Origin of the sequence: Microbacterium imperiale (assembly GCF_017876655.1) — a bacterium.
GTDB lineage: Bacteria > Actinomycetota > Actinomycetes > Actinomycetales > Microbacteriaceae > Microbacterium > Microbacterium imperiale.
The window spans coordinates 605,588-626,652 of sequence record NZ_JAGIOK010000001.1 but is presented as its reverse complement, the minus strand read 5'-3'; the positions used below and the strand labels follow the sequence as shown (position 1 = coordinate 626,652).

21 protein-coding genes and 4 tRNA genes are annotated in these 21,065 nt (G+C 70.7%); 20 read left to right on the top strand and 5 right to left on the bottom strand.

Annotated features, from left to right (window positions below; translation table 11 throughout):
* Nucleotides 1–412 precede the first annotated feature (412 nt).
* Nucleotides 413–910, top strand: a complete 498-nt coding sequence (locus JOF37_RS03085) for a type II toxin-antitoxin system PemK/MazF family toxin (protein ID WP_271174855.1) — start codon at nucleotides 413–415, stop codon at nucleotides 908–910.
* Nucleotides 911–970: 60 nt separating this feature from the next.
* On the top strand, nucleotides 971–1,705 hold the full coding sequence (locus JOF37_RS03080; protein WP_210004975.1) for a VIT1/CCC1 transporter family protein: 735 nt from the start codon (nucleotides 971–973) through the stop codon (nucleotides 1,703–1,705).
* A gap of 63 nt (nucleotides 1,706–1,768) precedes the next feature.
* Here JOF37_RS03080 and JOF37_RS03075 read toward each other — a convergent pair.
* Nucleotides 1,769–1,845: transfer RNA gene (locus JOF37_RS03075), tRNA-Val, on the bottom strand.
* A 152-nt stretch (nucleotides 1,846–1,997) separates the two neighbouring features.
* Between JOF37_RS03075 and JOF37_RS03070 the strand changes: the two genes are divergently transcribed.
* From JOF37_RS03070 to JOF37_RS03050, 5 genes are all read left to right on the top strand, one after another.
* Nucleotides 1,998–2,069, top strand: a tRNA-Gly gene (locus JOF37_RS03070).
* Nucleotides 2,070–2,124: 55 nt separating this feature from the next.
* Nucleotides 2,125–2,195, top strand: a tRNA-Cys gene (locus tag JOF37_RS03065).
* A 27-nt stretch (nucleotides 2,196–2,222) separates the two neighbouring features.
* A tRNA-Val gene (locus JOF37_RS03060) sits at nucleotides 2,223–2,294 on the top strand.
* 109 nt (nucleotides 2,295–2,403) lie between these two features.
* Nucleotides 2,404–2,709, top strand: coding sequence for a hypothetical protein (locus JOF37_RS03055; protein WP_210004973.1), 306 nt, complete (start codon nucleotides 2,404–2,406; stop codon nucleotides 2,707–2,709).
* Nucleotides 2,710–2,759: 50 nt separating this feature from the next.
* Complete coding sequence (locus tag JOF37_RS03050) at nucleotides 2,760–3,266, top strand: glycine cleavage system transcriptional repressor (protein ID WP_210004970.1); 507 nt, start codon at nucleotides 2,760–2,762, stop codon at nucleotides 3,264–3,266.
* A 12-nt stretch (nucleotides 3,267–3,278) separates the two neighbouring features.
* Here JOF37_RS03050 and JOF37_RS03045 read toward each other — a convergent pair whose 3' ends face one another.
* Nucleotides 3,279–4,439 carry an ArsB/NhaD family transporter gene (locus JOF37_RS03045; RefSeq protein WP_245338341.1) on the bottom strand — a complete coding sequence of 387 codons (1,161 nt, stop codon included), beginning with the start codon at nucleotides 4,437–4,439 and terminating at the stop codon, nucleotides 3,279–3,281.
* A gap of 194 nt (nucleotides 4,440–4,633) precedes the next feature.
* Here JOF37_RS03045 and thrS point away from each other — a divergent pair, with 194 nt between their 5' ends.
* From thrS to JOF37_RS03030, 3 genes are all read left to right on the top strand, one after another.
* Nucleotides 4,634–6,652, top strand: coding sequence for a threonine--tRNA ligase (gene thrS, locus JOF37_RS03040; protein ID WP_210004965.1), 2,019 nt, complete (start codon nucleotides 4,634–4,636; stop codon nucleotides 6,650–6,652).
* On the top strand, nucleotides 6,649–7,206 hold the full coding sequence (locus JOF37_RS03035) for an HIT family protein (protein ID WP_210004964.1): 558 nt from the start codon (nucleotides 6,649–6,651) through the stop codon (nucleotides 7,204–7,206). The genes thrS and JOF37_RS03035 overlap by 4 nt, the downstream gene beginning before the upstream one ends.
* 89 nt (nucleotides 7,207–7,295) lie before the next feature.
* Nucleotides 7,296–7,889: a hypothetical protein gene (locus JOF37_RS03030; protein WP_210004963.1), complete on the top strand. Its 594-nt coding sequence runs from the start codon at nucleotides 7,296–7,298 to the stop codon at nucleotides 7,887–7,889.
* Between the two features lie 4 nt (nucleotides 7,890–7,893).
* On the opposite strand, the gene pdxY is transcribed toward JOF37_RS03030, so the two are convergent.
* Entirely contained in the window at nucleotides 7,894–8,745 is an 852-nt protein-coding gene (pdxY, locus tag JOF37_RS03025; RefSeq protein WP_210004961.1) for a pyridoxal kinase PdxY, read from the bottom strand.
* 4 nt (nucleotides 8,746–8,749) lie between these two features.
* Nucleotides 8,750–10,090, bottom strand: coding sequence for an aminotransferase class I/II-fold pyridoxal phosphate-dependent enzyme (locus tag JOF37_RS03020; protein WP_210004959.1), 1,341 nt, complete (start codon nucleotides 10,088–10,090; stop codon nucleotides 8,750–8,752).
* A gap of 87 nt (nucleotides 10,091–10,177) precedes the next feature.
* Here JOF37_RS03020 and pdxS point away from each other — a divergent pair, with 87 nt between their 5' ends.
* The 10 genes from pdxS (at nucleotide 10,178) to JOF37_RS02970 (ending at nucleotide 20,513) form a co-directional block, all read left to right on the top strand.
* The gene (pdxS, locus tag JOF37_RS03015; protein ID WP_271174856.1) at nucleotides 10,178–11,074 is read left to right on the top strand and encodes a pyridoxal 5'-phosphate synthase lyase subunit PdxS; all 897 of its coding nucleotides are present in this window, start codon (nucleotides 10,178–10,180) and stop codon (nucleotides 11,072–11,074) included.
* Nucleotides 11,075–11,090: 16 nt separating this feature from the next.
* The gene (gene pdxT, locus JOF37_RS03010) at nucleotides 11,091–11,690 is read left to right on the top strand and encodes a pyridoxal 5'-phosphate synthase glutaminase subunit PdxT (protein WP_210004955.1); all 600 of its coding nucleotides are present in this window, start codon (nucleotides 11,091–11,093) and stop codon (nucleotides 11,688–11,690) included.
* A 10-nt stretch (nucleotides 11,691–11,700) separates the two neighbouring features.
* On the top strand, nucleotides 11,701–12,462 hold the full coding sequence (locus JOF37_RS03005; protein ID WP_210004953.1) for a YebC/PmpR family DNA-binding transcriptional regulator: 762 nt from the start codon (nucleotides 11,701–11,703) through the stop codon (nucleotides 12,460–12,462).
* A gap of 124 nt (nucleotides 12,463–12,586) precedes the next feature.
* Nucleotides 12,587–13,153 carry a crossover junction endodeoxyribonuclease RuvC gene (gene ruvC / locus JOF37_RS03000; protein ID WP_210004952.1) on the top strand — a complete coding sequence of 189 codons (567 nt, stop codon included), beginning with the start codon at nucleotides 12,587–12,589 and terminating at the stop codon, nucleotides 13,151–13,153.
* An 83-nt stretch (nucleotides 13,154–13,236) separates the two neighbouring features.
* Complete coding sequence (ruvA, locus tag JOF37_RS02995; RefSeq protein ID WP_210004947.1) at nucleotides 13,237–13,857, top strand: Holliday junction branch migration protein RuvA; 621 nt, start codon at nucleotides 13,237–13,239, stop codon at nucleotides 13,855–13,857.
* A complete protein-coding gene (gene ruvB, locus JOF37_RS02990; protein WP_210004943.1) occupies nucleotides 13,850–14,875 on the top strand; it encodes a Holliday junction branch migration DNA helicase RuvB in 1,026 nt (341 codons plus the stop codon). Before ruvA ends, ruvB begins: the two co-directional genes overlap by 8 nt.
* A 79-nt stretch (nucleotides 14,876–14,954) precedes the next feature.
* Nucleotides 14,955–15,461: a preprotein translocase subunit YajC gene (locus JOF37_RS02985; RefSeq protein WP_210004941.1), complete on the top strand. Its 507-nt coding sequence runs from the start codon at nucleotides 14,955–14,957 to the stop codon at nucleotides 15,459–15,461.
* Between the two features lie 45 nt (nucleotides 15,462–15,506).
* A complete protein-coding gene (gene secD / locus JOF37_RS02980) occupies nucleotides 15,507–17,222 on the top strand; it encodes a protein translocase subunit SecD (protein WP_210004939.1) in 1,716 nt (571 codons plus the stop codon).
* On the top strand, nucleotides 17,222–18,211 hold the full coding sequence (gene secF, locus JOF37_RS02975; RefSeq protein ID WP_210004938.1) for a protein translocase subunit SecF: 990 nt from the start codon (nucleotides 17,222–17,224) through the stop codon (nucleotides 18,209–18,211). The genes secD and secF overlap by 1 nt, the downstream gene beginning before the upstream one ends.
* 49 nt (nucleotides 18,212–18,260) lie before the next feature.
* Nucleotides 18,261–20,513, top strand: coding sequence for a RelA/SpoT family protein (locus tag JOF37_RS02970; protein ID WP_210004937.1), 2,253 nt, complete (start codon nucleotides 18,261–18,263; stop codon nucleotides 20,511–20,513).
* Here the strand turns inward: JOF37_RS02970 and JOF37_RS02965 are convergent.
* Nucleotides 20,483–21,055 (bottom strand): type IV toxin-antitoxin system AbiEi family antitoxin, encoded by a 573-nt coding sequence (locus JOF37_RS02965; protein WP_210004936.1) that lies wholly within the window; start codon nucleotides 21,053–21,055, stop codon nucleotides 20,483–20,485. The genes JOF37_RS02970 and JOF37_RS02965 overlap by 31 nt on opposite strands.
* Nucleotides 21,056–21,065 lie beyond the last annotated feature (10 nt).

Genomic DNA, 21,065 nt, shown 5'->3' with positions numbered 1-21,065 from the left:
GTGGGGGCCGGAGCTGCCAGGTGAGGTCGGGGCACTGGGCTGGGATGTCGTGGGGCTGCAGCCTCGGGATCAACTGGCAGTCCCCGCCGCGTCCGCGGGCTGGTGGTGGCGGGAGCTGCCAGGTGAGTTTCGCCGCCCGAGTTCGGGTGGCAGTTCTGGCCCGTGCGCGCGCGTGGTGGGGGCCTGAGCTGCCAGGTGAGGTCGGGGCGCCGGGCTGGGATGCCGTGGGGCTGCAGCCTCGGGGCCAGCTGGTAGTTCCCGCCCCGTCGGGGGAGTGGTGGGGGCGCGAGCTGCCAGGTGAGGTCGGGGCGCCGGCGGCACGGGCGACACCGGCCAAGGGGGACTGCGTTAGCGTGGCGTGATGGGTGTTCTGGCACGCGTATGGGACCTGCTTCGACCGCGGAGAGCGCCCGTGGCGCCCGCACCGCCGACGCGGACCCCGTCCCCATCGCCGCACGCGACGCGCGACCGCAGCGCCGAGGCGAGTCGGGCGGGTGCGGCATCCGTCGTCGAAGTGCCGCTGCCGCCGAAGCGCGGGCTGCGCCTGGCATACGAGCCGCGGCCGGACGCGTTGCCGGATCCGGGCGAGATCGTCTGGGCGTGGGTGCCGTACGAGGAGGACCCCGCGCGCGGCAAGGACCGTCCGCTGCTCGTCCTCGCGCGCGCGGATGGCGGGCGCAGCTGGGCGATGAAGCTGACGAGCAAGCCCCACGACGGTGAACGCGATCACCTGCCCCTCGGGACGGGCGACTGGGACCGCCAGGGGCGGCCGTCCTGGCTCGATGTCGATCAGATCTATCTCGTACCCGCCCACGGCATTCGGCGCGAGGCGGGCGGGCTCGGACGCGACGGCTTCCGCCGTGTCGCCGCAGCGCTGGCGCAGCGATACGGCTGGACCGACGCGGGCTGAGCGCATCGTCTTCTGGCGCGGCCCTGCGCCTTGACGCGCTCGAGTGGTTTCATGGGGCTCATGACCGCATCCTCGCCGGACGCGCCGGGCACCCACCCGGGTGAGCCGCACGCCGTCTCGCTCTCCGGACGGCTGAACTGGCTGCGAGCCGGGGTGCTGGGCGCGAACGACGGCATCGTGTCGACAGCGGCGCTCGTGGTCGGCGTGGCGGGGGCAACGACGGCGACAGCGCCCATCCTCACGGCCGGAGTGGCAGGTGTCGTGGGCGGCGCCATCTCGATGGCGCTGGGCGAGTACGTCTCGGTCAGCAGCCAGCGCGACAGTCAGCGCGCGCTGATATCGAAGGAGCGGCGTGAGCTCGCGGCCGATCCCGACGCCGAGCTCGCCGAGCTCGCGGGGCTGTACGAGCAGCGGGGGCTCTCCGCCGAGACGGCACGTCGCGTCGCCGAGGAGCTGACCGAGCACGACGTGCTCGCGGCGCACCTCGAAGCCGAGCTCGGCCTCACCGAGGACGCCGTCGTCAGCCCCTGGGCGGCGGCGGGCGCGAGCGCCCTGGCATTCACTATCGGCGCGCTGCTTCCGCTGCTGGCGATCCTGCTGCCGCCGGCGGAAGCGCGGGTTCCCGTGACGTTCGTCGTCGTGCTCGCAGCGCTCGCGCTGACCGGGTACGCGGGCGCGCGGCTCGGCGGCAGCCCCGCGCTGCGACCGACGGTCCGAGTCGTCCTCGGCGGGGCGCTCGCACTCGCGGCCACGTTCGGCATCGGATCGCTGCTGGGCGCGACGGGTGTCGTCTGACGGCACCCGCCGTCCTGTCCCGGATACCGAAAAGCCCCGCTCGACGATGCGAAACGGGGCTGATGGTGGGCGATGCGGGACTCGAACCCACGACCTCTTCCGTGTGAAGGAAGCGCGCTAACCAACTGCGCCAATCGCCCGTGCTGGCCCCGGAGGGCCGAGACACGAGCATACCGGATGCCGCGGCGGTTCCCGAACGCGAGAGCGAGACACGCGCGGGGCGCCGCCGGTTTTGCACTCGTGCGATCGTCGGCTAATGTTTAACAAGTGCCGGAGCGATCCGGAACGAAATGCGGATGTAGCGCAGTGGTAGCGCATCACCTTGCCAAGGTGAGGGTCGCGAGTTCGAATCTCGTCATCCGCTCGAGTGCGAGGATCTCCCGTCAGGGAGGTCCGGCACGTGGGTCAGAACCACACACGGTGGCGTGGCCGAGCGGCTAGGCACCGGCCTGCAAAGCCGTTTACACGGGTTCGAATCCCGTCGCCACCTCGCCTCACAACTGAACAGCCTGTATAGGCGCGATTGGCGCAGCGGTAGCGCGCTTCCCTGACACGGAAGAGGTCACTGGTTCGATCCCAGTATCGCGCACCGAGTAAAACCCCCGGTCATCCGGGGGTTTTGTCGTTTCTGGCGGCTTCCGCGGCGATGTCGGTCGATCGTGGCATGCTCGCGGCCGGGGGGAAGGGACGCCGGCCACGTGGGAACGAATAAGCGGTACGCCGACGCCATCGACCGGCGATCGGCGGAGCACCTGCAGCGGACGCTCATGCGCATCCCCCCGTGCACCATCCCCATGCAGGCGTACGGGCCGGACGAACTGGTGTGGCCGACCGAGTGGCCGACCGTCTGGGCCTGGATCTCGTGGCCGCACAAGCCCGCCGAACGCGTCGCGGCCGTCGCTCGGGGGTGGAACGACCGCGTGGTCGTCGTCTTCTGGATGAGCGATGCCGGCGAGCTCAACACGGTCGTGTGGCGCAACGCCGTCACGCGACGCGAATCGTGAACGTTCCACTCGGATGCCGCTGCCCGGTGCCGCCCGCTAGGCTCGGCGCCATGACCCGCCTCGTGCTCACCGTCGTCGGCGACGATCGCGTCGGACTCGTCCGGACCCTCGCCGACACCGTCGCCGCGCACGGCGGCAACTGGGAGCGCAGTGAACTGGCCGAGCTCGCGGGCGCGTTCGCGGGCATCGTCCTGGTCGAGATTCCCGATGACCGCGAGGCAGGGCTCGTCGCGGCGCTCGAGCGCCTCGACGGCCTGCTGCGCATCACGACGCATCAGCCTCTCGCGCCGGTCGCGGCGACCGGGCAGGCACTGCGGTTCACGGTTCTGGGCAATGACCGACCGGGAATCGTGCGCGAGGTGAGCGACGCCGTCGGCGTGCACGCCCTCAGCATCGACGCTCTGACCAGTCGGACGCTGGAAGCCCCGATGTCGGGCGGCACGCTGTTCGAGGCGACGATGGTGGTGCGGCTGCCTGTCGGCTTCGACGCCGACGAGGTCATCGCCGATCTGGAGCGCCTGGCCGCGGAGATCCAGGTCGACCTCACCCTCGCCTGACGCCCGCGCGCCTCAGCGAAGCGCGAGCGGCAGCACCGACAGCCCGACGACCAGGGGCGCGGCGACGAGGCCCCACACCACGAAGCGCCGCCACGGGACGTCGACGCCGACGGCATGCAGGCGCTCGTGCCAGAGCAGGGTCGCAAGGGACGCCCACGGTGTGATGAGCGGGCCGGCGTTGACGCCGATCAGCAGCGCGCCGAGTCGCTCGGGTGTGCCCGCGGCCGGCTCCAACAGCAGGTATGCCGGCAGATTGTCGACGGCGTTGGCGGCGACGAGCGCGGTGCCCGCGACGCGCCAGAGCTCTCCCGGCCCGCCCGGCTCACCGGCGACGGTCGCCGCCACCGCCGCCGAACCGAGCGACTCGAGCGCCGCCATGGCGGTGAACAGCCCCGCGGCGAACACCAGCAGCGACCAGGGCACGAGCCGCACCGAGAGCCCGCGGGGCGAGCGCCACGCGAACAGGGCGACGAGCACGGCGGCGGCGATGGCTGCCGGTATCCAGGGCTCCAGTCCGCTGACGAGAGCCGGCATGAGCACGATCACCACGACGGATGCCGCGACCAGCTGCAGCCGGTCGGCGACGCGCGGCGGGGGAGCGGGCTCGAAGCGACCGCGCAGGTCGCGGCGGTGGATGACGAAGAGCAGGGCGACCGTGACGACGATCGCGATCGCGGCGGACGGGCCCATGAGCGCGATGAAGGCGAGCGCGCCGCCGGCCGGCAGACGGTCGAGTGCGAGGAGATTGGTGAGATTCGACACCGGGAGCACGAGCGATGCGGTGTTGGCGAGCCACACCGTCGTGAAGGCGAAGGGGAGCGGCGGCAGCCCGTTCGCGCGCGCAACGGCCACGACGACCGGGGTGAGCAGCACCGCGGTCGTGTCGAGAGAGAGGAAGGCTGTCGCGACGACGGCGAGCGCGACCACCAGCAGCCACAACACGATCGTCCGGCCTCGCGAGGCACGGGCGAGCCGGCCCGCCGCGACGTCGAACACCCCCGCTTTCGCCGCGAGCTCGGCGACGATCGTCACGGCCACGACGAAGCCCAGGATCGGTGCGACGCGCTCGGCGATCCCGACGAGCTCGCCCGGGGGGAGGATGCCGCTGACGACCGCGCCCGCCGCCACGAGCAGCAGTGCGGCTCCGGCGATGGCGAGCTTCACGGCATCCATCATGGTCCCTGCCGGTCGCTGGCGGTGCGGCGGCGCGGGATACAGTGGTCGGATGGAACGACGCCGGATCGGAGCCCGGGTGCTCACCCGCTTCGTCGCCGCCGGCCGAACGCTCTCGGCCTGAGCGGGCGGGGCGCGGCGTGCGTCCGAAGCTGAGTAGCCTTGATCCGAGCCACCCACCTGGAGATGTTCCCTTGACTGACGTCGTTTCCCCGTCGGACGTGTCGTACCCCGCCGACGGCTTCGCCCTCTTCCCCGATCGCTCTGTGGTCGCCCTGCGCGTCAACGGTGAGCTGAAGGACCTCGCCACGGTCGTGACCGAGACGGATGCCGTCGAGCCGGTGACGGTCGCGAGCCCCGACGGCCTCGCGATCCTGCGCCACTCCACCGCGCACGTCCTCGCGCAGGCCGTGCAGCGGATCCGGCCTCAGGCGAACCTCGGCATCGGCCCGCCGGTCGAGAACGGCTTCTACTACGACTTCGGCGTCGACGAGCCCTTCACTCCGGAGGATCTCAAGTCGATCAAGAAGGAGATGGAGCGCATCGTCCGCGAGAACCAGCGCTTCGTCCGACGGGTCGTGACGGAGGACGAAGCGCGCGCCGAGCTCGCCGACGAGCCGTTCAAGCTCGAGCTGGTCGCGCTCGCCGGCGGTCCCGGGTCGGGCGCCGATGCCGCCGAGGGGGCCTCGGCCGAGATCGGCGCCGGCGAGCTGACGATCTACGACAACGTAACCCGCGACGGCGAGACGGCATGGAAGGACCTCTGCCGTGGCCCGCACGTGCCCGGCACGCGCCTCATCGGCAACGGGTGGGACCTCACCCGGGTCGCGGCCGCCTACTGGCGGGGCAGCGAGAAGAACCCGCAGCTGCAGCGCATCTACGGCACCGCGTGGCCCTCGAAGGACGAGCTGCGCGCCTATCAGGAGCGCCTCGCCGAGGCTGCCCGCCGCGACCACCGCAAGCTGGGCGTCGAGCTCGACCTGTTCTCGTTCCCCGACGAGATCGGTCCGGGGCTGTCGGTGTTCCACCCCAAGGGCGGCATCATCCGCTACGAGATCGAGCGGTACATGCGCGAGCGTCTGCTCGCGAACGGGTACGACGTCGTCAACACCCCGCACATCACCAAGGGCGACCTGTTCATGACGAGCGGTCACCTGCAGTGGTACGCCGACGGCATGTACCCGCCCATGAAGCTCGACGAGACCGTCGACGCCGAGGGCAACGTGACCCGGCAGGGCCAGGAGTACTACCTCAAGCCCATGAACTGCCCGTTCCACAACCTGATCTTCCGCTCGCGCGGACGCAGCTACCGCGAACTGCCGCTGCGCCTCAGCGAGTTCGGCTCGGTCTACCGCTACGAGAAGAGCGGCACGCTCTCGGGCCTGACGCGCGTGCGCGGCATGACGCAGGACGACACCCACATCTACGTCACGGCCGACCAGGTCGAGGCCGAGCTCGTGCACAGCCTCGAGTTCGTGCTGCAGACGCTGCGCGACTACGGCCTCAACGACTTCTACCTCGAGCTGTCGACGAAGGAGGAGGGCAACCCGAAGTTCATCGGCGACGACGCCCTCTGGCAGCAGGCCACCGACACGCTGCGACGCGTCGCCGAGGGCTCGGGGCTCGAGCTCGTGCCCGACCCGGGCGGGGCGGCGTTCTACGGCCCGAAGATCTCGGTGCAGGCCCGCGACGCGATCGGCCGCACGTGGCAGATGTCGACGATCCAGCTCGACTTCAACCAGCCCGAACGGTTCGAGCTCGAGTACACCGGTCCCGACGGCGAGAAGCACCGCCCGGTGATGATCCACCGCGCACTGTTCGGCTCGATCGAGCGGTTCTTCGCGATCCTGCTCGAGCACTACGCGGGGGCCTTCCCGGTGTGGCTCGCGCCCGTGCAGGTGGTCGCGATCCCGGTGGCCGAGGACTACGCGCCCTACCTCGAGACGATCGTCACGCGCCTGCGCGAGGCCGGCGTGCGCGCCGAGCTCGACCGCTCCGACGACCGGATGCAGAAGAAGATTCGCACGCACACGACGCAGAAGGTGCCGCTGCAGCTGATCGCCGGCGAACAGGATCGTGCGGCGGGTACCGTCTCGTTCCGCTTCCGCGACGGATCGCAGACCAACGGCGTCCCGGTCGACGAGGCGGTCGAGCGCATCCGCGCGGCCATCGCCCAGCGCGCCCTTGTCGACACCGCGGAGCACCTGGCGTGAGCGACACGTCGGGCATCCCGCGCTCGGTCGAGGACGCCGCGCACCTGGCCGGGGTGCCCGACGAGTTCCAGCGGCTGTGGACGCCCCACCGGATGGCCTACATCCAGGCCGGGCCCGATCCGCTGGTCGAGGAGTGCCCGTTCTGCGCCGCTCCCGAGAAGTCCGACGCCGACGGCCTGATCGTCGCGCGCGGGCGCACCGCCTTCGTGCTGCTGAACCTGTTCCCGTACAACTCGGGCCACCTGCTCGTGTGCCCGTACCGGCACATCGCGACCTACGACCTCGCCACGCCCGAGGAGGTCGCCGAGATCGGAGAGCTCACGCAGACCGCGATGCGCGTGCTGCGCGAGGTGTCCCGCTGCGACGGGTTCAACCTCGGCATGAATCAGGGGGCGGTCGCCGGCGCCGGCGTGGCCGGCCACCTGCACCAGCACGTCGTGCCGCGCTGGGCCACGGACGCGAACTTCTTCCCGATCATCGCGAAGACCAAGGCGCTGCCGCAGCTGCTCGGCGAGGTGCGCGAGGCGGTCGCGACCGCCTGGCCGCGCGGCTGACGCCGCCTTCCTCGTGCTCGGCCCCGAGCGCAAGCCCCCGCGCGGGGTCCGACGCGGGGGATAGCCTGGCCGCTCACCGAGGAGGCACCATGTCGATCACCGCCCGTCCCCGCACCGCGACCCTGGCCGCGCTGGCCGTCGTCGGCGCCCTCGCGCTGACCGGCTGCACGCCGACGGGCGACGCGGGCTCGTCCGACGCGACCCCCGCACCCACGGCCTCGACGCCGGAGAAGAGCGCCACCCCGACCCCGACCCCGGATGCCGGCGGCGACGGGGCGATGACCGGCGACGTCCTCGCCGAACGCGACGCCTTCATCGCCGAGCAGCAGCAGCCCGTGGGCCAGCCGGTGCTCACCGCGAAGACGCCCGCGCAGCAGGACCTCGTCGCCCAGCAGCGCGCTCACGTCGAGGCCAACGGCGGGCAGTGGTCCGAGCAGGCCGAGACGGTCACGCTCGCCCTCGCGCTCGACGCGTGCGAGACCTCCATCCTCAACGGTCACGAGATCGACGTGGCATCCTTCCGCACGCACGTCGTGACGTCACCGCTGATCGGCAGCCTCGCCGTCGACGACGCCTCGCGCGAGGGCGCCGTGAGCATCATGGTCTTCGGAACCCGGTTCCTCTGCCCCGACGACGCCCCCCAGTGGGAGCAGGCCTGGACCGAGGCGGGCGGCCAGTACTGACCCGTCAGCGCACCTGCTCGACGGTGAACTGCATCCGCGGGTGCGCGTAGGCCTCCTGGCTCTCGACGAGCTGCAGCTCGCGCTGGCCGGACTCGTGCGTGCGCGTGAGCAGGTCGAAGACGCTGGATGTCGTCCGGGCGAGCGCTTCGGCCGCTGAACCGGTGCTGCGGTAGTGCGCGGTGAACAGGGCCGCCGTCACGTCCCCCGAGCCGTTCGCCTTCATGGGGATGTGGGGGGTGCGCACGATCCATGCGCCGCCCTCATCGACCGCGAGCATCTCGATCGTGCCGGCGGGCCGGTCGGGACGCTGCACGCTCGTGACGAGCACCGTGCGCGGACCCATCGCACGCGCCGCGTCGACCGAGGCGAGGGTCGAGTCGAGGTCGGTCGGGTCGGTCTCGGTGAGGAAGCCGAGCTCGAACTGGTTCGGGGTGATGATGTCGGCGGCCGGCACCACCCGGTCGCGCAGCAGGACCGGGATGGCCGGTGCGACGAAACACCCCGACGTGGCGTTGCCCATCACGGGGTCGCACGCGTAGACGGCATCCGGGTTCGCCGCCTTCACCCGCGCGACGGCGTCGAGGATGACATCGGCGATGCCCTCGCCGCCCTGATAGCCGGACAGCACGACGTCGATCTGGGGGAAGACGCCGCGCTCCTCGACGCCCGTGATCACCGCGCTGACGTCGTCGGGGCTGATCATCGGTCCGCGCCACGCGCCGTAGCCGGTGTGGTTGGAGAAGTTGACGGTGTAGACCGGCATCACCTCGACGCCGATGCGCTGAAGCGGGAAGACGGCGGCGGAGTTGCCGACGTGACCGTAGGCGACGGCGGACTGGATCGAGAGGACCTTCATCGGGTCATACCTTTCGCGAGGGGGTGAGAGCCGCGGCGAGGAGGTCGCGGGAGAGTGCGTCGGCCTCGTCGTCGTCGAGGTCGTGGACGGTGAGCCGGAGGTGCCGCGAGGGCTCGTCCGCGGTGAGGCGGAACTCGTCACCGGTGCGGGCGAGCCACCCGCGCCGCATCAGCGCATCGGCGACGGCGCGTGCCGGGCCGGGCACCTCGATCCACAGGCTGAGACCGTCGCCCGCGGTGCAGGGCAGACCGCCGATGCTGAGCCGTTCGGCGAAGGCGGCGTTGCGGGCGGCGTAGTGCGCGCCGGCGGCGGCGATGGTCGCGGCGGCCGCGTCGTCGGTGACGAGCGCGTGCGTGAGGCGCTGCAGCAGGTGACTGACCCACGTCGTGCCCGAGCCCAGACGCAGCGACATCCGTTCCGCGGTGGTGGGATCGGATGCCGTCACCGCGAGGCACATGTCGGGACCGAGAAACTTCGACACCGACCGCACCCGCGCCCAGCGTCGGTGGCCGGGGCCGATGATCGACCGGTACGGCTGCGTCGACAGCAGGGAGAAGTGATCGTCTTCGATGACCAGCACGTAGGGATGCGGGGCGAGCACCCGGCGGAGCGCGGCGGCACGCTCGGCCGACAGGCTCGCACCCGTGGGGTTCTGCGCGCGCGGGGTGACCACGACGGCGCGGGCGCCCGCCTCGAGCGCGGCCTCCAGCCCGGCGACGGTCATTCCTTCGGCGTCGACGGGAACCGGGAGCGCCCGGTAGCCGGCGAGTCGAACCGTGTGGATGCTCGCGAGGAAGCAGGGATCTTCGAGGGCGACGGCGTCGTCGCGTGTCAGGGCCTGAGCGAGCAGCCGCTCGACCGCGTCGACGGCGCCACCGGTGATGGTGAGATGGGCGTCGGTTCCGTCTCCTGCTGCGTCGGCGTCCGCGGCGAACCAGTCGCGTGCCCAGACGGCGAGTCCGCGGTCGATGACGGGCTCGCCGTAGAGCACGGGGCGTCCCGTCACACCGGGGAGCAGGGGAGTCGGGTCCGGGATGCGGGTGGGATCGGGGTTGCCCGACCCGACGTCGCGCAGCACGGTGTCGGCGGCGACGCCCTCCGCGGCGATGGGGGCGACGTCGGCGATGCGGGTGCCTCCGCGCCCCCGGGCGACGACGATGCCGGCCTGGGCGAGAAGCCGGTAGGCGGCGACGACCGTGTTGCGGTTCACACCGAGCTCGTCCGCGAGCGCGCGCACGGGCGGGAGGGCGTCATCCGCGCGCAGCATCCCGCGCTCGAGCAGCATCCGCACGCTGTCGGCGATCTCGCCGGCCGTGTGTCCGGTGATCGTCTCACGGGAAGTCATCGCGTCGATCTTATGACGGATGCCATGTTAACTTTTGGCCTAGGCCGTATTTACCTCCCGATGTCCCGGCCGAGAACGGAGTCCCTCGTGTCGAACGATCAGATCGCCACCGGAACCGCCCGCGTGAAGCGCGGGCTCGCCGAGATGCTGAAGGGCGGCGTCATCATGGACGTCGTGACCGCCGATCAGGCGCGCATCGCCGAGGACGCCGGCGCCGTCGCGGTCATGGCGCTCGAGCGGGTTCCCGCCGACATCCGCGCACAGGGCGGCGTCGCGCGTATGAGCGACCCCGACCTCATCGACGAGATCATCGCCGCGGTGTCGATCCCGGTGATGGCGAAGGCTCGGATCGGGCACTTCGTCGAGGCGCGCGTGCTGCAGGAGCTGGGCGTCGACTACATCGACGAGTCCGAGGTGCTGTCGCCCGCCGATTACACCAACCACATCGACAAGTGGGGCTTCACGACGCCGTTCGTGTGCGGTGCGACCAACCTCGGCGAGGCGCTGCGGCGCATCACGGAGGGTGCGGCGATGATCCGCTCCAAGGGCGAGGCCGGAACCGGCGACGTCTCGGAGGCGACGCGCCACATCCGCACCATCACCGCCGAGATCCGGGCGCTCGCGTCGCGCACACCCGACGAGCTCTACGTCGCGGCCAAGGAGCTGCAGGCGCCGTACGAGCTCGTCGCGGAGGTCGCCGCGACCGGTGCGCTGCCGGTCGTGCTGTTCACCGCCGGCGGCGTGGCGACGCCGTCCGATGCGGCGATGATGATGCAGCTCGGTGCCGACGGCGTGTTCGTGGGGTCGGGCATCTTCAAGTCCGGCGACCCGGCGCGCCGGGCGGCCGCGATCGTGAAGGCCACGACCTTCCACGACGACCCCGCCGTGATCGCGTCGGCGTCACGGGGGCTGGGAGAGGCGATGGTCGGCATCAACGTCGCCGACCTCGCGGCGCCGCACCGGCTGGCCGAGCGCGGCTGGTGAGCGTGTGACCGACGGGATGACTCCCCGGGTCGGGGTCCTGGCCCTGCAGGGCGACGTGCGCGAACACGTCCGCATGCTCGACGGTCTCGGCGCACGGGTATCGCTCGTGCGCCGACCCGCCGACCTCGAAGCCGTCGACGGGCTCGTGCTGCCCGGTGGGGAGTCGAGCGTCATCGACAAGCTCGCGCGCGCCTTCGGGATGCAGCAGCCGATCCGCACCGCCATCGACCGGGGCCTGCCGGTTTTCGGCACGTGCGCCGGGCTGATCCTGCTCGCGGACCGCGTCGAGGGCGCCATCTCCGGTCAGGAGACCTTCGGCGGCCTCGACGCCACCGTGCGCCGGAACGCCTTCGGCGGGCAGAACGAGTCGTTCGAGACGGCGCTCGCCGTCGAGGGCTTCCGCGGTTCGGTGCCCGCGTCCTTCATCCGGGCCCCGCTCATCACCGAGGTGGGCCCGGCCGTGCGCGTCCTCGCGCGGCTTCCCGACGGCGGGATCGTCGCGGTCGAGCAGCGACGGCTGCTGGCGACGGCGTTTCATCCCGAGGTGTCGGGCGAACGGCGCTTCCACGAGCGATTCCTCGCGCGCGTCCGCGAGGCCTCGCTGTCGTCCCGGTAAGATTGCGCGCATGTCCGGTCACTCCAAATGGGCCACGACCAAGCACAAGAAGGCCGTCGTCGACGCGCGTCGTGCCAAGTCGTGGGCCAAGCTCATCAAGAACATCGAGGTCGCGGCGAAGCTGGGCGGCCCCGACCTGCAGGGCAACCCGACGCTCTTCGACGCCGTCCTCAAGGCCAAGAAGACCTCGGTCCCGAAGGACAACATCGATCGTGCGGTCAAGCGCGGGGCGGGGATCGGCGGCGAGTCCGTCGAGTACACCTCGATCATGTACGAGGGGTACGGCCCCAACGGCGTCGCACTGCTCATCGAGTGTCTGACCGACAACAAGAACCGCGCCGCCGCCGAAGTGCGCACGGCGCTCTCGCGCAACGGGGGGACGCTCGCCGACCCCGGCTCGGTCGCGTACAACTTCCATCGCAAGGGCGTCATCGTCGTCTCCGACGACAACGCCAGCGAGGACGACGTCATGCTCGCGGCTCTCGAGGCGGGAGCCGAAGAGGTCGAGCCGCACGCGCAGGGCTTCGAGGTCGTGACCGACCCGTCCGAGCTCGTCGCTGTGCGCACGGCGCTGCAGGAGGCGGGCCTCGAGTACGAGTCGGCCGACGTCGAGTTCGTGCCCTCGCTCAAGGTCGAGATCGACGCCGACACGGCTCGCAAGGTGTTCCGTCTCATCGACGCCCTCGAAGACAGCGACGACGTCCAGAACGTCTTCAGCAACTTCGACCTCACCGCCGAGGTGCAGGCCGAGCTCGAGAACGACGAGGAGTAAGCCCACCCGGCATCCGGCACAGTTCCCGGCATCGTGCGCAGTTTGTTCTGCGCGGGATGCCGGGAACTGCGCGTTTCGCGGGTGTCGGCGCCGCCGCGGGCGAACTGGGCCCTAGCGTGGGGGAGTGACCTCCCCGCTGCGCGTCCTCGGCGTCGACCCCGGCCTCACCCGGTGCGGCGTGGGGGTCGTCGACGTCGCCCGCGATCGATCCGCCGCCCTCGTGCATGTCGGGGTCGTCCGGTCCGCCACCGACCTGCCCATCGAGCGCCGGCTCGCGACGATCGCGGCGGGGCTGCGCGAGGTCATCGCGGAGCACCGCCCGCACGTCGTGGCCGTCGAGCGCGTCTTCGCCCAGCACAATCGCAGCACCGTCATGGGGACGGCGCAGGCGAGCGGCATCGCATTGCTGGTGGCGGCCGAGAATGGCCTGGATGCCGCGACCCACACGCCCTCTGAGGTCAAGGCGGCCATCACGGGATACGGCTCGGCCGAGAAGCTCCAGGTGCAGACGATGGTCGCGCGGGTGCTGCGCCTGGATGCCCTGCCTCAGCCCGCGGACGCCGCGGATGCGCTCGCGCTGGCCATCTGCCACGCCTGGCGGCGGGGGAGCGCCGCGGCCGCCGGATCGTCCACTGCGTTGACCCCGGCGCAGCGGGCCTGGGCCGACGCCGAGCGCCTGTCGCGCCGCTGAGGCGCGTCGGCGGCGAAGGGCCGTCCGGCGCTCGGATGCGTGTCGGTCGAACATACCTGCGAAGCTGCGCTTAGGCTCGGAGCATGATCTCCTCCCTGCGCGGCACCGTGCTGCACCTCGAGCCCGACAGCGTCGTGATCGACGTCGGGGGCGTCGGGTTCTCGGTCGCGGTGACTCCCGACATCCCGCGTTCCTTCCACGTCGGCGATGAGATCGTGCTGCATACGAACCTGGTCGTGCGTGAGGATGCGCTGTCGCTGTTCGGTTTCGAGACGCGCGAGCAGCTGACCGCCTTCCTGCTGCTCATCGGGGTGACCGGGGTCGGCCCGAAGTCCGCGCTCGGTGTGCTGTCGTCGCTCAGCGTCGATCAGATCGCGCAGGCGGTCACCGCCGAGGACGACGCCCCGTTCCGGCGGGTGTCGGGCATCGGGCCCAAGACGGCGAAGCTCATCGTCCTGCAGCTCGCCGGCAAGCTGCAGGCGAGTCCCGCCGCAGCGCCGGCGTCGGGCACCGCCGCGGGGGCCGGCACGCTCGCCGGTCAGGTCGTCGCCGCGCTCGTCGCGCTCGGGTGGAGCGAGCGGGTCGCGGCCGACGCGGTCGCGCAGGTCACCGCCGCCGAGGGCGCTCCGGCGTCCGTGCCCGGGCTGCTGAAGCTCGCTCTCGCGCACCTCGGCCCCGCTCGCCCGGAGCAGACCGGTGTCTGACGCGCACGGCCTCGCCGCCGACGAGACCGAGCTCGCCGTCGAGGGGGCGCTGCGGCCCACGTCGCTCGCGGAGTTCGTCGGCCAGCAGAAGGTGCGCGGACAGCTCGAGCTGCTGCTGCAGGCGGCGAGCATGCAGGACCGTCCCGCCGACCACATCCTGCTCTCCGGCCCGCCGGGCCTGGGCAAGACCACGCTCGCGATGATCGTCGCGCACGAGAGCGGCCGGCCCCTGCGCATGTCGAGCGGACCGGCGATCCAGCATGCGGGCGACCTCGCGGCGCTGCTGTCGAGCCTCGTTCCCGGCGAGGTGCTGTTCATCGACGAGATCCACCGGATGGCGCGCTCCGCCGAAGAGATGCTGTATCTGGCGATGGAGGACTTCCGCATCGACATCATGGTCGGCAAGGGTGCGGGGGCGACCAGCATCCCGCTCGAACTGGCGCCGTTCACCCTCGTCGGGGCGACGACTCGGTCGGGCCTGCTGCCCAACCCGCTGCGCGACCGCTTCGGCTTCACCGCGCACATGGAGTACTACGAACCCGACGAGCTCGAGCGCGTCATCGCGCGCTCCGCGAGTGTGCTGGCCGTCGACGTCCCGCCGGCCGCCCGCGCCGAGATCGCCCGACGCTCGCGGGGCACGCCGCGGATCGCCAACCGGCTGCTGCGCCGCGTGCGCGACTTCGTCGTCGTCCACGGCGACACGGCCGCGGGGGCGAGCGAGGCGGATGTCGCGGCCGCGCTCGACCTCTACGACGTCGACGCCATCGGTCTCGACCGCCTCGACCGTGCCGTGCTCGAGGCGCTCGTGCGGCGTTTCGGCGGCGGTCCGGTCGGGCTCAACACCCTCGCCGTGACGGTGGGCGAGGAGGCCGAGACGATCGAGTCGGTCGTCGAGCCCTATCTCGTGCGCATCGGCTTCGTGGGCCGGTCGCCGCGAGGACGGGTCGCGATGCCCTCGGCGTACCGGCACCTGGGCGTACCGCGCGCAGACGGGGCGCTGGAGATCGATGACCTATAATCGCTGAAGGCTTCTCGCCGACGAATCCCGAGGCTGCGCATTCTTCGCGTGCCGACCCGTGAAAGGTGCTCCCACCTCCATGCTCCCCTTCGCCACCACCCCGGCCGACGCTCCTCCCGCGAACCCGGCGGTGCAGTTCTTCGCCGAGTACGGTCTGCTGATCATCCTCGCGCTGCTCATCGTCTTCATGTTCTGGAGCCAGCGGCGCCGCGCGCAGCGGATGAAGGTCGAGCAGGAGGAGAAGTCGCGCCAGCTGACGCCGGGCGCGAAGGTGCTGCTGCAGGGCGGTTTCTACGGCACGATCGTCGAGTACGACGGCGAGGACCTCTCGAAGTCGGCTCGCGTCGAGCTCGCCCCGGGTGTCGAGGTCGAGGTCCACAGCCAGGCGATCCTGCGGGTCGTCGACCCCGCTGAGGGCACCGTCACCGAGGACGAGTACATCGAGGCCGAGGAGCACCACGACGAGTACGTCGCCGACGTTGAGCAGGGCCTGATCACGTCGGCCAGCGACGACGCGGCTCGCGCGAAGGCCGCGGACGCCGCGCCCGAAGGTGCCGCCGACCGCGACGACAAGCCCCGCGCCTGATCCGCCGGTCCCCCCGGCGCTCGCACGACGAAAGCTGACCTACCCGTGGCGACATCCACTCCTGTGCGCCGTGCCTGGCGCGCGCTGACCGGACTCATCGTGCTGACGGCGCTGCTGTTCGGCGTCAACGCCCTCGGCGTGTACGTCTTCAAGGCGAGTTCCTGGACCCCTGAGCTCGCGCTCGACCTGCAGGGCGGCACGCAGATCATCCTCGAGGCGCAGTCCGAGGGCACGACGCCGTCGGCCGAGCAGATGCAGCAGGCGGCGTCGATCATCCGTCAGCGCGTCGACGCATCCGGCCTTGTCGAGGCCGACATCGCGACGCAGTCGGGGAACCAGATCGTCGTGCAGCTGCCGGGCGAGGTGGACGACGAGACGCGCGAGCGGATCGAGGCGTCGGCTCAGCTGCAGCTGCGCGCTGTGCTGTACACCGGATCGCCGGCGACGAGCTTCGTCGGCGAGGACGGGCAGCAGACGCCGTACCCCACGCCCGACCCGGCGCTGCCCGCGACGCCGTCCGTCGCGCCCACCAACGGCAGCGACCCGGCGTGGATCACCGAGGCCCTGCAGGCGCAGTTCCTCGCCTACGACTGCGCGAACCCCACGAACGATCCGGCCGACGCGCCGGCCGACCAGCCGCTCATCACGTGCGACCGCACCGGCACGGCGAAGTACATCCTCGGTCCCGTCGAGCTCGACGGGTCGGCCATCTCGGACGCCACGAACGGCCTCGAGCAGCAGACCGGCCGCTGGGCCGTGAACATCACGTTCAACCGCGAGGGCACCGAGACCTTCGGCAAGATCAGCCAGCGACTGTACGGCCAGCAGCCGCCGCTGAACCAGTTCGCGTTCGTGCTCGACGGCAGCGTGCTGTCGGCGCCGTCGATGGATGCCGTCATCCTCACCGGCAAGCCGTCGATCACCGGCTCGTTCGACCAGGACAGCTCGAAGATCCTCGCCGATCAGCTGAAGTTCGGCGCGCTGCCCCTGAGCTTCGAGGTACAGAGTACGAACACCATTTCGGCGACCCTCGGCTCGCAGCAGCTCCAGATCGGCCTCATCGCGGGCCTCATCGGCCTGGCGCTCGTCGCGATCTACTCGCTCGTCGTGTACCGCGCCCTGGGAACGGTGATCATCGCCTCGCTCGTCGTGATGGCGGTGCTGACGTATGCGGCGCTGGCGATCCTCGCGTGGCGGATGGGCTTCCGCCTGTCCCTCGCCGGTGTCGCCGGCCTCATCGTCACGATCGGCTTCACCGCGGACTCGTTCATCGTCTACTTCGAACGCATCCGCGATGAGCTGCGCGACGGCAAGTCGATCACCAGCGCCGTCGAGGACGGATGGTCGCGCGCCAAGCGCACGATCTACATCTCGAAGTCGATCAACATCCTCGCCGCGGTCGTGCTGTACATCCTGGCCGACGCGACCGTGAAGGGCTTCGCCTTCACCCTGGGCCTCACCACGGCGATCGACATCCTGATCTTCATCCTCTTCACCCACCCGGTGCTGCAGCTGCTCGTGCGCACGCGCTTCTTCGGCTCGGGTCACAAGCTCTCGGGCCTCGACCCCGAGGCCCTCGGTGCCGTGTACCGCGGCCGGGCCCAGTTCCGGGCCCCGGTGGCGACGGGCGCCAAGACGAGCGCCGGGCGGCGCGCGGCGAAGTCGCGCGGTGAAGCCGAGCGCAGACAGACGATCGCGGAGCGCAAGCGCGCCGAACAGGCCGCGGGCGATACGCGCGGTGCGACGGGGGACAACGACTGATGCGTTTCTTCAACCGGTTCGGCAACGACCTCTACACCGGCAAGCTCTCGTTCCCGTTCGTCGCTCGCCGCACCCTGTGGTTCATCATCGCGGCGGCGCTCGTGCTGGCTTCGGTGCTCGTGCTCATCGTCAAGCCGCCGCAGTTCTCGATCGAGTTCACGGGCGGGTCGCAGTTCACCGTCACCAACGTGGCGAACACCGATCAGCTGCTGGCCACCGAGGCCGTGCAGTCGGTCGTGCCGGGCGCGGGCACCAAGGTGACCACGATCGGCGAGGACGCCGTGCGCGTGCAGACCGATCAGATGTCGGATGCCGAGACCCGCGGTGTCACCGCCGCGCTCGCGGAGATCTACGAGGTGCCGACCGCCGAGGTCAGCTCGTCGTTCATCGGTCCCAGCTGGGGCCAGGACGTCACGCGGCAGTCGCTGTGGGGTCTGGCGATCTTCCTGGCGCTGACCTTCCTCATCCTGGCGCTGTACTTCCGCACCTGGAAGATGTCGGTCGCGGCCATCATCGGCCTCATCGACGTGCTCGTGGTGACCGTCGGCGTCTACTCGCTGTTCGGGTTCGAGATCTCGCCCGCGGCAGTGATCGGCTTCCTGACGATCCTGTCGTACTCGCTGTACGACACGACCGTCGTGTTCGACAAGGTGCGCGAGAACACCTTCGAAGACGGCGAGAAGTCGGGACGCACGTTCGGTGAGTCCGTGAACCTCGCCGCCAACCAGACGCTCGTGCGCTCGATCAACACGACGATCGTCGCTGCCCTGCCGACGGGAGCGATCCTCTTCATCGGTGCCCTGTGGCTCGGAGCGCAGACCCTCACCGACATCTCGCTGTCGATCTTCGTCGGCACGCTCGTGGCCGCGTACTCGACGCTGTTCGTCGCCGTGCCTCTGTTCGCGCTCATGCGCGAGAGCGAGCCGGGCATCAAGGCGAACGACGCCCGGGTGCGCGAGTCCCGCGAGCGCGCCGCGGTCGCGGCCTGACCGCGGCGGACGCGCGTAGAATCGTGGTCTGGATGGCGGAGGTGAAGGCATGACCGAGATCACTCCGCCCCCTGCCCAGAGCTCGCTCCGCCGGCTCGTCCCGCGGATCTTCTCGCGCGCGGCGCCCCGCGAAGGCCTGGAACAGCTCGTGCGGACGGTGCGCGCGCACCATCCGAAGGGCGACATCGCGATCATCGATCGCGCGTACCAGGTCGCGGCGCGGGCGCACGCGCAGCAGAAGCGTCAGAGCGGCGAGCCCTACATCACCCACCCGCTCGCTGTCGCGCAGATCCTGGCTGAGCTCGGGCTCGGCCCGCGGGCGATCGCCGCGGCCCTGCTGCACGACACGGTCGAAGACACCTCTTATGGTCTCGACCAGCTCACGGCGGAGTTCGGCGACGAGGTCGCCATGCTCGTCGACGGCGTGACCAAGCTCGACAAGGTCAAGTACGGCGACGCCGCTCAGGCCGAGACCGTGCGCAAAATGATCGTGGCGATGTCGCGCGACATCCGGGTCCTGCTCATCAAGCTCGCCGACCGCCTGCACAACGCGCGTACCTGGGGCTTCGTCCCGCCGCACAAGGCGGCGAAGAAGGCGACCGAGACGCTCGAGATCTACGCACCCCTCGCGCACCGTCTGGGTATCCAGGCGATCAAGAGCGAGCTCGAGGACCTCTCGTTCGCGGTGCTGCATCCGAAGCTCTACGCCGAGATCGACAGCCTGGTCAAGCAGCGCACGCCACAGCGCGAGCAGTATCTGCAGACCGTCATCGACGCGGTCGAGAGCGATCTGCGCGAGCTGCGGATCCGCGGCCGCGTCATGGGGCGCCCGAAGCAGCTGTACTCGGTGTACCAGAAGATGGTCGTGCGCGGTCGTGAGTTCGACGACATCTACGACCTCATCGGCATCCGCGTCCTGGTGACGACGGTCCGCGACTGCTACGCGGTGCTCGGCTCGATCCACGCGCGGTGGACCCCGCTGCCGGGCCGGTTCAAGGACTACATCGCGACGCCGAAGTTCAACCTGTACCAGTCGCTGCACACCACCGTTATCGGACCGAGCGGCCGCACCGTCGAGATCCAGATCCGCACGCACGAGATGCACCAGCAGGCCGAGTTCGGCGTCGCGGCGCACTGGAAGTACAAGGAGCGGATGACGGGCGGCAAGTCCGACGCCAAGGCGCTCGACAACGACATGGCGTGGCTCGCCCACATCTCCGACTGGCAGGCCGAGACGGCCGACCCGGGGGAGTTCCTCGACTCGCTGCGCTTCGAGATCGGGGCGAAAGAGGTCTACGTCTTCACGCCGAAGGGGCGCGTGATCGGTCTGCCGGCAGGCGCCACTCCCGTCGACTTCGCCTACGCCGTCCACACCGAGGTCGGTCACCGGACCATGGGCGCGAAGGTCAACGGACGCCTCGTGCCGCTCGAGTCGACGCTTTCGAGCGGTGACGTCGTCGAGGTCTTCACGTCGAAGAACCCGGATGCCGGTCCGAGCCAGGACTGGCTGGGCTTCGTCAAGAGCACGCGGGCGCGCAACAAGATCCGCGGCTGGTTCACGAAGGAACGTCGCGAAGAGGCGGTCGAGCAGGGCAAGGATGCCATCGCGCGCGCCATGCGCCGGCAGAACCTGCCTCTGCAGCGCCTCATGGGGCAGGACGCCTTCACCGAGGTCGCTCATCAGCTGCGGTACGAGGACGTCACGGCCCTGTACGCGGCGGTCGGCGAGGGTCACGTCTCGACGCAGTCCGTGATCGAGAAGGTCACCGCGCTCGTCCGGGCCGAAGAAGACACCTCGACCGGCCCGATCGACCTGCCCGTCGTGGGCCGGTCGCGACAGAAGCGCGACAGCGACTCGGGCATCCTCGTCCGGGGCGCGCCCGACATCCTGGTCAAGCTCGCGAAGTGCTGCACCCCCGTTCCCGGCGACGAGATCGTCGGCTTCGTGACGCGCGGCAGCGGAGTGTCCGTGCACCGCGCCGACTGCACGAACGTCGAGTCGCTCATGCAGGACCCGGAGCGTCTCATCGAGGTGACGTGGGCGCCCACGACCAAGAGCCTGTTCCTCGTGCAGATCCAGGTGGAGGCCCTCGACCGCTCCGGACTGCTGAGCGACGTGACCCGGGTACTCAGCGAGCACCACGTCAACATCCTCTCGGCGTCGGTGCAGACCAACAACGACCGTCTCGCGCTGAGTCGGTTCGTGTTCGAGATGGGCGACACCGTCCACCTCGATCGCGTGCTCAACGCGGTCCGTCGCATCGACGCCGTCTACGACGTGTATCGCGTCACCTCCTCCTGAGCCGCCTGTCGGCGCAGCCATTCGAGCGCGGGCCGCTTGAAGGAGACCGGTCCGGCCGCGGCGAGGGCGGCCGCTGCACGCCCGCTGAGACCGGGGAACAGCTCGATCATCGCGATGGCGGTGGCAGCGGGCTGCTCGCCCCCGGCGAATGCCCCGCGCACGAGGTCACCGAGGGTGCGCGCCGGTGTCGTCACCGAAACGCCGCCGATGACTGAGACGTCCTCGGGCGGGACGCGCCGATCGCGGTAGTGCAGGCGGTTGTCGATGACGTGATGCAACCTTCGCGCGCTGCTGCGTTGCACGGTGTGACGCGCCGGCGGATCGGGGAGCGCACCATGGACCCACGCCGCCGACACGTGTGTAACGGCGACGCCGGGAGACAGGAGCGGGCGCAGCGAGGCCGCGCGCAGCTCGGCGGTTTCGACGGCGTCAGCGGGGATGTACGCCTCGCCGACCTCGACCACGTCGCCGTCCAACCGCGCGGCGGCGAGCTCGGTGGCCGACAGGGTCTCGCCGGGGAGGTAGAGGAAGGGCCAGGGCATACCCGCAGTC